Here is a 12,067-nt window from a genome sequence, read left to right on the forward strand (position 1 = left end):
TAGTCGTCATCAAAAGGAAATAAAGAAGCGCCCGAAAATCAGGCGATGACGCCCATGACGTCGGCTTCCTTCATGATCAACAGGTCTTCGCCGTTGAACTTTATCTCGGTGCCGGACCACTTGCCGAACAGGATGCGGTCGCCAGCCTTGACATCGAGGGGAACGATCTTGCCGCTCTCGTCACGTGCTCCGGTGCCGACGGCGACGATCTCGCCTTCCTGCGGTTTTTCCTTGGCGGTATCGGGAATGATGATCCCGCCCTTGGTCTTGGCTTCAGCCTCGATACGGCGCACGACGACGCGGTCGTGCAACGGCCGAAAAATGGTATTATTCATTTGGGTTCCTTGGCGAGAGCGCAGCCCAATGGCGGGTTCCCGGTTGGACACCCTTAGCACTCTTATGCTGAGAGTGCTAGAGCGATTCGTGCCTTAGTTGTGATCCGCCATCCGCGGCGACTCCACGGATTTCATCGCTGTAAGCCGCCGTCAGCAATCGCTCTATCCGGGATGCCGCCTCCCTTCGTCGGAGGTACGGGCCGCTGCCATCGAGAGTGCCGCAGATCCCTTGCCACGCCCCTAGCAGAAGCCGTTGAGCTTGAGGATCTTATGGGCGTCGATCGACGCTCGAAGCTCGTCCTCAGAGTTGCGCTCTCCATGGTTTGCGTCCGGATGGTGCATCTTGAGCCTCTGTTTGTAGCGGCTTCTGATCTCCTCCGGTGTCGCATCCGGCGAAAGATCGAGGGTCTCGAAAGCCTTGGCCTCCAATACCTTGAGCTTGCGTCGCTGAAGATCTACTTGTGCCGCCTGGCGTTCTGCAGCGCTTTTACGTGCGTTCGTCGCCTTTGCAGAACCGGAGCGGGCCGTCGAGGGGAGCGGCATTTCCGACGCGCGATTGATACCAGTACCCCAAGTCGGGCGGCTGCCGTTTGCCGCTTCCGTCTGATAGCGCCTAATTAAAGGGTCAGACAGATTTGGCGCAAAGTTATAACCTTTGCCGTATTCCCTTACATGCTCGGGACAGAACAGCAGATACAGCCCCTCAGCATCTCGCCCGACGGGAGCGCGATGGGTGCCATTCTTTTCGCATCCGTCCCATTGGCATTTCGCACGACTTGGTTCGTGGTCCGGGGCCGGCTTTTTGCGGGTCGACCGCAGGCCAACAAATATCTTTGAATCAGACGTCATCGCGCCTTATACGGCCGGCTGGTCTTCTCGGCAACGAATATGGATCGCCCAACCGAAGAGATTTTCGAACTCGGGGATCGCCGGATGCCGTCGAAGCACCTGAAAGCAGGGATTTGGGCCATTTCGGCGGCATGATGCTCTCCGACACGATCCTGCAGATTGCAGATTAGCGAAAACGGGCGGCGGACAGTGCTGACAGATCGATGGCACATTCGCGCCTAGCGATCAGGTCTGCAACAAGCGCGCCGCTGACCGGTCCGGCTGCAAGGCCGACGTGACCGTGGCCAAACGCGTGAACGATGTCTTCGGAAGACTTTGAAAAACCGATCACCGGAAGGCCGTCCGCAGTCGAAGGCCGATGCCCCATCCACCGATCGATATTTTTGCCTTCGGATAGATCCGACAGCGCCGGATAGGTTCCTCTGGCGTGTTTCAGCAGGATTTCGGCGCGGGTCCAGTCCGGACTTTCCTCAACACTTGCCAGCTCGACCTGTCCGGCAATACGAAGTCCGGCAAGGCTCGGATTGTTGCCCATCTTGCCGTCGCTCGGCATGATCGGCATCTCCCCCTTGGCCAAATGATAGGGAATGACTACGTGATAACCGCGCTCGCTCTGCATCGGGATTGTGTCACCGGCCAACGCCGAAAGCTTTTTTGAGTGTATACCGGCAGCGATGACGGCCTTGTCGCACGTCACGGTACCCGCCTCTGTTCGTATACCGGAAAGCCGGTTGCCGGTAAGATCGAAACCGGTCGCCCTCGCGTTGATACGCTGGGCGCCGAGACCCACCGCATGATCCACCATCGCTGCGACATAGCCTCCCGGATCCACACAATGACCGCCATCCTCGACGAAGGCAGCAAAGGAATAGCGGGATGAAAGATCCGGCTCGAGTGCATGCAATTCTGCCGAAGATAGTTCTCGATAGGAAACGCCGTTATCGCGTCGCAGGCGCCACGCAAAAGTCTCTGCCTCGAAAGCAGCTCGGTCCTGGTACACGTAGAGCAGGCCCCTGCGCTGGATGAGATCCGACCGTCCGATTTTCTCTGCCAGAGCCGCATGTCGGGATGGAGCATCGTGCAGGAGGCTCGCCAGAATTCTCGCGGTCCGTTCGACCTTGGCTTCCGTCGAACCGGCCAGCACGAAGCGCAGTAGCCAGGGCGCGAGACGCACCAGATGCCGCCAGCGGATGGTCAGCGGTCCGGAAGGGTCGGCAAGATAACCGGGCACCTTCCTCCAGAGGCCGGGCATCGACATCGGGATGATCGAGGCAGGGCTCAGCCAGCCGCTGTTGCCATAACTTGCGGCGTGGCGGCCGCCGGGCTGTTCCGGCTCGACGATGGTGACCTGGTGCCCGTCTTTCAACAACTCGAGTGCCGTCGCTGCGCCGACGATACCCGCTCCAATGACCACTACATGCATGGTGTTTCACTCTGCGTGTCCGGAATAGGCTGGTTCATTCCTGAAATGCCTCTTCACGGACGGCCTTGATCTTCGGCAGGGCGACCGCGACGATGGCGAGCACAGCAAGGACAAGCAGACCGGCCGAAATCGGGCGATCGACAAAAATGCCGGGATTGCCGCGGGCGAGGAACATGGCTCTACGGAAATTTTCTTCCATCATCGGCCCGAGAATGAGGCCCATCACCAGTGGTGCCGGATCGCAATCAAGCTTGGCGAAGATGTAGCCGGCGACGCCGAAGGCTCCAAGCAGCCAAAGATCGAAGACCGAGTTGCTGAGCGAGAATGCGCCAATCGAGCAGAACACCACGATAGCCGGAAAGAGATAGTGGAAAGGCATCGTCAGCAAGCGGGTCCAGATGCCGATCAGTGGCAGGTTCAAGACCAGCAGCATGAGGTTGCCTACCCACATCGACACGATGACGCCCCAGAACACGTCGGGATGTTCGGAAATCAGCGTCGGCCCGGGTGCGATACCCTGCATGATCAGGGCGCCGAACATCAGGGCCATGACGGCGTTTGCCGGTAGGCCGAGCGTAAGCAGCGGGACGAACGAGGTCTGCGCACCGGCATTGTTGGCGCTCTCGGGCGATGCCACGCCTTCGATCGCACCACCGCCGAAACCTTCGGGCGGATTGGCAACGCGTTTCTCTATGGCGTAGGCGGCGAAGGCAGCGAGAAGCGCGCCTCCGCCCGGCAAAAGTCCCAGCACGGAACCGATCCCGGTGCCACGAAGGATCGGCGCAACCATCCGGCGCCAGTCCTCCCGCGACGGGATCATCGAAAAGAACGGTGCGTTGATGGCCGTACGGCTTTCCGGGTTTTCCAGATCCTTGATCAACTCGCCGATGCCGAATAATCCCATCGCCACCACGACGAAATTGATACCGCTCGACATCTCTTCGAAACCGAGCGTGAAGCGCGGCACGGCAGTTTGCACGTCCTGGCCGACAAGGCCGACCAGAATGCCGATGAAGACCATGGCAAGTGCCTTCGGCAGCGATCCGCGCGAAAGCACGACCGAGGCGACAAGCCCGAGGATCATCAACGAGAAGTACTCCGCGGGGCCGAACAGCAATCCGATTTCGGCAAGCGATGGTGCAAACAACGCCAGCAACAGCGTGGCGACGGTGCCGGCGAAAAAAGAGCCGATCGCCGCCGTCGACAGGGCCACGCCCGCTCGTCCGTTGCGGGCCATCTTGTAGCCGTCGATCGCCGTAACCACGGACGATGCTTCACCGGGCAGGTTGAGAAGGATGGCCGTCGTCGAACCACCATATTGCGCACCGTAATAGATGCCTGCCATCATGATCAGCGATGTCACCGGTTCAAGTCCGATGGTGAAAGGCAGGAGGATGGCCATTGTGGCGGCCGGCCCGAGGCCTGGCAGGACGCCGACAAGGGTCCCGAGCAGCGTGCCAATCAGGCACCAGAACAGGTTCGTCGGCAGGATTGCCTGGTCAAAGCCGAGAAGCAGGGCGTTCAGCGTATCCATGTGATCATCCCTAAAGTCCGAACCAGGGACCAATGATGGCAATCGGCATGCCGAGCCCCTTGATGAAGGCGAGGCTGCAGGCCGTGCCGAGCCCGAGCCCGTACAACATCGATTTCACCGGCCGCAAAGGGCGCGACGCCAACGAGGAGATGACGCTGCAACAGAAGACCGCCGGCAGCAACCCTCCTCCACGAATGACCAGCCCAAACACCACTATCGCTGCAATGATGAACGTGACCTTCGATGAATAAAGACTCGGTTGTTCTTTGCCGGCGTTAAGTTTCTCGGCCGTAAAGGCGACAATGACGCCCATGGCGATCAGCGCCGAGGCGACCAGACCCGGAAATGCACCGGGACCGATTTTGCGCCAGGTACCGTAGGAGAGATCGAGACTGCTCAACAAGAAAGCGGCGCCGATCAATACGAACACGAGGCCTGCGATCAATTGCGGATTGAGACGTGAGGTCATGGGCATTCCTTTCCGTGAGCGTCATTCAATCGCGGGTCGGGGACCAGATCCGGCGGGCGGTAGGCTCGCACCTGCGGCGGCGTGCCGATGAAACGGGAAATCTCGACAAGGCATGAGTTCGGGCTTGGCCCCTGCGTGAGGCGGGAAGTTCCACGATCCGGCGTCAGGACATTCGGATTGCCGTTCAGTTCCAGCGAACCCGGCGTCGAGGGATCCGCCGGATCGAACCAGGCGCCCGTCGCCAACTGCACGACGCCGGGCATGACGGCATCGGTGATGGCAACGACCGCTAGGCAGGCACCGCGAGCGTTGGAAATGGTCACCACCTCGCCTTGCGCCAGTCCGCGAGCCGCGGCGTCGTCGGGATGAATGCGCACCGGCTGGCGGCCTCCGCTTTTGGTCCGGCGCGACGGTGCCGCATGGTCCCACTGGCTGTGTAGCTTGTCATGCGGCTGGCAGGACAGGAGATGCAGTGGATAGAGTGCCGCCAGTTTGCCCCCGAGCCATTCGACCGGTTCCACCCAAGCCGGATGACCTGGGCAATCGACATAATCGAAGCCGGCAATGAGTTCCGAGGAAAGCTCGATCAGACCGGACGGCGTGTGCAGCGGATGGGCAACCGGGTCTGCGCGAAATGCGGCAAGGAAAGGCTTGTCGGCGTTTTGGCTTTCCACCTCAACCAGTCCCACATTCCGAAACGTCGAAAAATCGGGCAGGGAAATGTCGCCTGACGCGGCGTTCGCCTGCGCGTCGGCATAAAGCTTCTCCAGCCATTCGGATTCGCTCCATCCACCGGTGAATGCCGCTTCAGTCCCCAGCTTTGCCGCAACGCGACGCAGGATCTCGTGATCCGAGAATACGTCCGCAGGTGGCGCCGTTGTTCGTGTCGAATATCCGAGAAAACCGTCGCGGCCGCTGGCGACCAGGTCGTCGCGTTCCAGGAATGTCGAGGCCGGCAGCACGATGTCGGCATGCCGGGCGTGGGCATTCCACCAGTGCTCGTGAACGATGATCGTTTCAGGCTTCTGCCAAGCTTCAACCAGTCGATTGAGATCCTGATGATGGTGAAAGGGATTGCCGCCAGCCCAATAAATCAGCCTGATGTCCGGATAGATCCGTTTTTTGCCATCATGGTCGTATTCCGCTCCCGGCGACAGCAGCATGTCGGCAATTCGGGCGACCGGAATATAGTCGGAAATCGCATTCTGCCCCTGCGGTAGCGACGGCCATTTCACGGCCGACGCCGGCTGGCCAATGCCCGATACGGATGCATAACCGAAACCAAATCCTCCGCCGGGCAGACCGATGCGACCCAGCAGCGATGCCACCGCGATTGCCGCCGAATAGGCCTGTTCGCCATGGTCGGCGCGTTGCAGCGCCCATGCCATCATGATGAAGGTTTTTCGCGAGGCCATGGTCCGGGCAAGGGTGAGGATGTCCTGCGCTTCAAGACCGGTAATGCCGGCCGCCCAGGCGACATCCTTGATGACGCCGTCCACATTGCCAAACAGATAATCCCGCAATGTCTCGAAGCCAACGGTGTAGCGTCCGATGAACCCCGCGTCGTAATGATCCTCCTGGATCAGCACATGGGCGATGGCCAGCAGCAGGGCGGCGTCCGTCCCGGGTCTGAGAGCCATCCACTGGGCATCGAGCTCGCCGGCGGCATCGTCCCGGACGGGTCCGACGTTGATGAAATGGGCGCCTGCCTCCTTGCAATCAAGCAGACCCTGGCGGGTTTCATGCCGCGAAACGCCGCCGGCATTGACCTGAGCGTTGCGAAGCGGCGTGCCGCCGAACATCACGATCAGATCCGCATGACCGACGATCTGGCTCCATGGGCTATGGCCGGTAATCAGCCCATCGGTGGAACCGATGACGTGCGGCAGGATGATTTCGCCGGCGGCATAACTATAGCTCTGGACGGAACGAACGGAACCGCCGTTCACGTTGAAAAAGCGTTTCAGCTGGCTTTGCGCATGATGAAATCGCCCGGCGCTCGACCAGCCGTAGGAGCCGGAAAAAATCGCGCCGTTACCGTGCTCGTCTCTGACGCGGCGAATTTCGCCGGCGACCAGTTCGAGTGCTTCATCCCAGGAAACCTCGACAAATGCCTCGGCTCCCCGCCGCCCGGCACGATGGCCCGGTCCCTTTTCAAGGAAGGATCGCCTGACCGCTGGTCTGAGGATGCGGCACGGCGCGAGCCTGTCGGCTGGAAGCTCCCCGCCGAATTGAACGGGATCGGGATCGCCCGCCATCGAACGAATGGCGCCATCTAAGCCATCATGACTGTAGAACCCCCAATGGGTTCCGACATGGCGACGGTCTGCCGAAGGCTCCGAATGTTGCGTGGTTTTCGGAGCCTTCGTCATCTTCATTCTACCTTGATGCCGGCTGTCTTGACTATCTTGCTGTAGCGCTGTGTCTCGTCAACCACGAAGGCCTTCAGATCGGCGCTGTTCTTATACATCGGCTCGAAGCCGAAGACGGTCAGCTTGTCCTTGAATTCGGTGGAGGTGACAACGTCCTGAATGACCTTGCCGAGATATTCCGCCGCTTTTGGATCAAGATTTTTCGGCGCCCAGACACCGTACCAGGAGAGCATTTCCAAGGCAGGCATGCCGCTCTCGGCAACGGTCGGGACATCCGGTGCCAGGGGCGAGCGGGTCAGGCTGGTCACCGCAAGCGGCTTCAGCCGGCCTGCCTTGACATGCGGCAGGGACGACAGGATCGGGTCGGCGATCAGTTGCACCTGGCCGCCAATCATGTCGGTAAGTGCCGGACCGGCTCCCTTGTAGGTAACCACTTCAGTATCGACGCCAGCTTCGCCCTTCAGGACTTCCACAGCCAAATGACCAGCCGAGCCATAACCCGAGGTGGCGAAGTTGTAAGAATCCGGAGCCGCCTTCACCTCCGCGAAGAATTCCTTCAGCGTGTTCGCCTTGTCCGACGGATTGGTGGTGATCAGCAGCGGGCCAGCCGCGATGCCGCTGATATGCGTGAAGTCATTGACGACATCGAAGGGTACGTTCTTGTTGATCAGCGGCGTGACCACATGGATCGACGCATTCAGCAGCAGGGTGTAGCCATCAGGTGCGGCCTTGACCACATCGGACGAACCGACCACGCCGCCGGCACCGCCAGCACGGTTATCGACCACGAACGTCTTGCCGGTCTTGACGGAAAGCGTGGCGGCAAGAACCCGTGCAACACCATCGACCGCACCGCCCGGCGGATAGGGCACGACAATGGACACCGGCCGACTGGGATAGTCGTCCGCCTTGGCGAGGCCGGCCGCCGGCAGCGTCATCGACAGAGAAAGCAATGCTGTTCCGAAGCGGTTCATAGATGGATTTCCTTCTGGCTCCAAGAGGGATGTATGCAGTCGAAAGTCATTGTATGCATCGGCGGATCCCTCGCGGCGGTGAGCGGCGGGAGGTAATCCGCTTGGTTCCGGCCGTCAGAATGTTCCAGGATATTGCCCGCCATCGATCAGCAGGTTCTGAGCAGTGACGAAGCCGGCATTGGCCGAGCAGAGGAAGGTAATGTAGGCGCCAATTTCTTCGGGGCGTCCGTAGCGGCCGGCCGGGTTCTGTGCCGCACGTGCGGCCCAGATTTCGTCGAAAGAGCGGCCGCTTTCCTGAGCAAGCACCTCGACATGCTGGCGCTGGCCGTCTGAAGCGACAATGCCCGGAAGCACATTGTTAATCGTCACATTATGGGCGATCGTCTGCCGAGCTAGGCCCGCGACGAAACCGACCAGGCCTGAGCGCGCCGCATTCGACATACCAAGCTCGGCCTGGGCGATCTTGACGCTGCGCGACACGATGTTGACGATACGGCCGAACTCGCGGGCCATCATTCCGTCGACGGTCAGGCGCATCATGTCGATCGGCGTGAGCATCATCCGATCGATGCCCCGCAACCAGTCCTCACGAGACCAGTTGCGGAAATCCCCGGGCAGCTCGCCATCGGCGTTGTTGACCAGGATATCCGGTTTTGGGCAGACGGACAGAACGGCTTCACGACCGGCAAGCGTGGTAATATCGCCAACGACGGCGGTGACGCGGGCGCCGGTAACGGCGCGGATTTCTGCGGCTGCCGCCTGCAATGTTTCGGGTGTGCGGGCGATGATGGTCAGATCCACATTCTCCCGCGCGAGAGCCATTGCGGCGGCCTTACCCATGCCCCGGCTTGCGCCGGTAACGACAGCATTTCGACCGGAAATCCCGAGATCCATCGGCCGAGCGTCAAGCGGCCAAGGCGGAAGCGGGCTGCAGCTTCCAGCCATATTTTTTGTCGAGGCCGAGGTCCTGGACGATGCGAATGCCCTTTGCGAGCGCTTCGCCTTCCAGGCCGGTCAATGGCCGCCGCAGTTCGCCAGCCGGCAGCCCGACAGCCTTCATTAGCGATTTCACGGCCACCGGATTGATGGCCGAGTAATTGTAGTGCAGCAGCGGCAGAAGCTTCAAATAATTGTCGCGGAACCCTTCGGCTTCGACATAACTCGTCCACGGACGCGACATCACCGCCACTTCGGCCGGGGCAATATTACCGCCCATGTTGGCGGTGCCATGACCACCAAGGCTCATTGTTGGAACGACGAGGCCGAGATTGGGGCTGTCGCAGCACATGACCGAAATATCCGGGCGCGCAGCGAGAACCTGGGCAACCTGGCCGACACGCGCAGTGGATTCCTTGTGAATGACGTAGTTCGGATGCTTGAAAATGCGCAGCAGGTGATCCCAGTGCAGGTCGCTCTTGACGCGCGGCGGGTTGTTGTAGAGCCCGAGGGGTAGGTCGGTTGCGTCGGCTACCTCCAGGAAATAACCTTCGATGTCGGCTTCCGGGGCGCAGATATAGGCTGGAGCAGCGAGAATGGCACCGTCCGCGCCGTTATCCTTGGCGAACTTCACATTTTCGATGGTAACGTCTGTGTTGTTGCCGGTGCAGCCAAAGAAGATCGGCATCTTGGCCGATTTCATTTTCGACGTCTCGACGATGATTTTCTTCTTCTCCTCGGCCGACAGCATGGATACCTCGCCGGTCGAGCCCATGATCAAGACGGCTGAGGTGCCGTTCGCCTCATGGAAGGAAAGCAATTCGCGGAACGCCCCCATATCGACGGCGCCTGACTTGTCAAATGGGGTGATCAAGGCAACGAAGGATCCGGTGATTTTCGGGGCAGCAGCGGTCATTGCAGGACTCCGTGAATGTTAAACAATGTTTGAAACATAATTTGAGACGAGATGGAGTCAATGATTTTAATCGGTCAAACCGCCCAAGAATCAAGCAGCAGCCGGTGACTTTGGAAAAACTAGCATGCGATTGAAGGGATAACTGGAAAGACAGTCTAATCTTGAAATATATGCCCCGACGTTTTTCTCAGAAGGCAGTAAAAAAGATTATTATCCAGCGTAGATTCGATTTTGAATAGAAACTGAAGTATATCGCATCGTGAGCAAATTTCAGCTGTAAGTCGAGATCCAGGATCATCACCCAATGGCAGGCGCCTGAAATCCAGTGCAGATAAACCGCGAGAGCTGACGGATGATCTCTTCATCGTCATCGGTATCGCAAAGGCCGCCGGACAATTGCTTGAGACGGTACGATGCCGGGTCTGAATCGATCAGAACCTGCATGATCGCGCCAATCGAAAAATTGTAACGCCAGAAAATATCGCGGCGCTGCATATCCGGTAGTGCTCGGCTGAAGGCATCGATAAAACGGAACACGGCTGGATCGACGCGGCGTATGAAAAAACGGTTGGTCGATTCACGCGGCCGCGAACGGACCTGCAGGATCAGCCGCGTCAGGGGGCGGGCACCTGAGGCGTCGCGGCTAAATTGTACCATCGGTCGGACAAGAGCCCCGACGACTTCCTCCAAAACCGGGAATCCCGGTCGAGTTGAGGCCTCGCATTTTTCCAAAGCCTCGATCCGGGCATGGGTATAGGGCTCCATCATCAGGTTAAGCACCTCGCTGATGAGATCTTCCTTGGAGCCGAAATAATAATTGACGGCAGCAACATTCACATCAGCCCGCCTCGTGATGTCGCGAACGGTCGCAAGATCAAATCCCTGTTCGATAAATACTTCACGCGCGGCCGCGACAATACGCTCTCGCGGCTCATCTGCACGATTGACGTTGGACGTTCCGTTATATGCCTTTTTCACCATGCATCCCAAATTCTTTGCTTCGCGGGTATCGTCGTCGTTTTGTAGCGGACCAACGGGGGCCATCAAGTGCAATTTTTGGGAGCATGCGGATTTGTGGGGCCGTCATCAAGCTTGGCGCGGTTCGCTTGCGCATAATTGTCGTCGACCGTGCCGATGTCATTGAGACCCGAGACTAATCTTGGGGCTTTTTCCCGGCCAACGCTTCCATCTACGTTAAGGCCCAAACAGCGTCATCATTGCTTGATTCTTCTTGGTTATCGCCATGTCTGCCGACGATCGTCCGGCGGCATTCTTGCGGTGAGGGCCCGCACCCTTTGTGACAAGCAGGTCAATCAATGGCAGGCTCGGGCGCGGGTGCATCACCGCCGTCCAGAGCGCGTCATTCCCATACTTGTCGAGACAACGCAGATCAGCGCCCTTGTTGACGATGTCCGTCGCAAGATCATACATGCCCCGCGAGACCGCATACTGAAGCGCCGTCTGGCCGTTGCCGTCCTGATGATCGAGAGGTACGTCAGCCTGCAAGATCGCTTCAGCATGTTCTGGTCTGTAAGCAATCGCTTCCTGAAGGTAGCTGCGACTGTCCTCACTTATCTCGCTAAAGTCCGGAATCATATGAGGGTCGAAATTCGGATCTGTTCGTAACTCTGCGAAGAAATTCGCCATTTTCAGGATTGGCCGTCCTCCGCCTTATAATCTGCTATCGTTTGCGACGCGGCGTCATCCAAAAACGCCTCAAAAGACTTGAAGGTTGGCAACTCGTCATCAACCTCTCCTGTATAGTTCCAGCCGACAACCCCACCAGTCGCACATTTTAGCAAAAAAACAGGACCATATCCGGTCGACGCAACGACAACGTGCCCCGGGGGAATCGTGCCGTCGTCCAGATCAGATTTTGTCATGAAATAAGCATTAGGCGGTCCCTCGCCGGTGATATTGCCTTTGATGAGACCGTAAATTTCAAGCCCATAGAAACCAAAAGTCCCATATTTGGACAAGAAATACTCATAAGTTGGAGGAAGCTTGCCAACCAGCGTTTCAAGTTGCTCAATTTCTTCCGGCGAGACGCCGCCAGTCACGCGAACCCTGGGGAAATTGTTTTTCGCTTCGGCGACAATTTTGTCTACATCGTCCATACGGATTGGAAATCACCTGCTCTGCTTCGCCAGTATTGCCGAGACCAAGTCCTGAAAGCTCCGCGATCTATAGGGGGCGGAGCGGGGCGATCTTCATCAGCCTGAATTCGGATAAGTCGAGCAAGGATGCGCGACTTATCCG

General features: G+C 58.7%; 12 protein-coding genes. All 12 read right to left on the reverse strand.

Going from position 1 to position 12,067, the window contains the following annotated elements; genetic code table 11:
• Positions 1-38: 38 nt before the first annotated feature.
• Positions 39-335 (reverse strand): co-chaperone GroES, encoded by a 297-nt coding sequence (groES, locus tag RG540_RS28130; RefSeq protein WP_040125314.1) that lies wholly within the window; start codon positions 333-335, stop codon positions 39-41.
• Between the two features lie 240 nt (positions 336-575).
• Positions 576-1,184, reverse strand: coding sequence for a J domain-containing protein (locus RG540_RS28135; RefSeq protein WP_040125316.1), 609 nt, complete (start codon positions 1,182-1,184; stop codon positions 576-578).
• Between the two features lie 166 nt (positions 1,185-1,350).
• Positions 1,351-2,607, reverse strand: coding sequence for an NAD(P)/FAD-dependent oxidoreductase (locus RG540_RS28140; protein ID WP_041365412.1), 1,257 nt, complete (start codon positions 2,605-2,607; stop codon positions 1,351-1,353).
• A gap of 34 nt (positions 2,608-2,641) precedes the next feature.
• Positions 2,642-4,141, reverse strand: a complete 1,500-nt coding sequence (locus tag RG540_RS28145; RefSeq protein ID WP_041365415.1) for a tripartite tricarboxylate transporter permease — start codon at positions 4,139-4,141, stop codon at positions 2,642-2,644.
• 10 nt (positions 4,142-4,151) lie between these two features.
• Positions 4,152-4,571 (reverse strand): tripartite tricarboxylate transporter TctB family protein, encoded by a 420-nt coding sequence (locus RG540_RS28150; protein ID WP_244446717.1) that lies wholly within the window; start codon positions 4,569-4,571, stop codon positions 4,152-4,154.
• Between the two features lie 35 nt (positions 4,572-4,606).
• The gene (locus RG540_RS28155) at positions 4,607-6,982 is read right to left on the reverse strand and encodes a molybdopterin-dependent oxidoreductase (RefSeq protein WP_041366501.1); all 2,376 of its coding nucleotides are present in this window, start codon (positions 6,980-6,982) and stop codon (positions 4,607-4,609) included.
• Positions 6,983-6,984: 2 nt separating this feature from the next.
• Entirely contained in the window at positions 6,985-7,956 is a 972-nt protein-coding gene (locus RG540_RS28160) for a Bug family tripartite tricarboxylate transporter substrate binding protein (protein WP_041365419.1), read from the reverse strand.
• A 114-nt stretch (positions 7,957-8,070) separates the two neighbouring features.
• Positions 8,071-8,850, reverse strand: coding sequence for an SDR family NAD(P)-dependent oxidoreductase (locus tag RG540_RS28165; RefSeq protein ID WP_041365421.1), 780 nt, complete (start codon positions 8,848-8,850; stop codon positions 8,071-8,073).
• Positions 8,851-8,860: 10 nt separating this feature from the next.
• Positions 8,861-9,808 carry a 4-hydroxy-tetrahydrodipicolinate synthase family protein gene (locus RG540_RS28170; protein ID WP_041365423.1) on the reverse strand — a complete coding sequence of 316 codons (948 nt, stop codon included), beginning with the start codon at positions 9,806-9,808 and terminating at the stop codon, positions 8,861-8,863.
• Positions 9,809-10,105: 297 nt separating this feature from the next.
• Positions 10,106-10,852 carry a TetR/AcrR family transcriptional regulator gene (locus tag RG540_RS28175; RefSeq protein ID WP_244446785.1) on the reverse strand — a complete coding sequence of 249 codons (747 nt, stop codon included), beginning with the start codon at positions 10,850-10,852 and terminating at the stop codon, positions 10,106-10,108.
• A gap of 150 nt (positions 10,853-11,002) precedes the next feature.
• Entirely contained in the window at positions 11,003-11,455 is a 453-nt protein-coding gene (locus tag RG540_RS28180) for an ankyrin repeat domain-containing protein (RefSeq protein ID WP_041365427.1), read from the reverse strand.
• 2 nt (positions 11,456-11,457) lie between these two features.
• On the reverse strand, positions 11,458-11,925 hold the full coding sequence (locus RG540_RS28185; protein WP_041365429.1) for an SMI1/KNR4 family protein: 468 nt from the start codon (positions 11,923-11,925) through the stop codon (positions 11,458-11,460).
• Positions 11,926-12,067: the final 142 nt, after the last annotated feature.

The sequence above is a fragment of the Neorhizobium galegae bv. orientalis str. HAMBI 540 genome, from assembly GCF_000731315.1.
GTDB classification, from domain to species: domain Bacteria; phylum Pseudomonadota; class Alphaproteobacteria; order Rhizobiales; family Rhizobiaceae; genus Neorhizobium; species Neorhizobium galegae.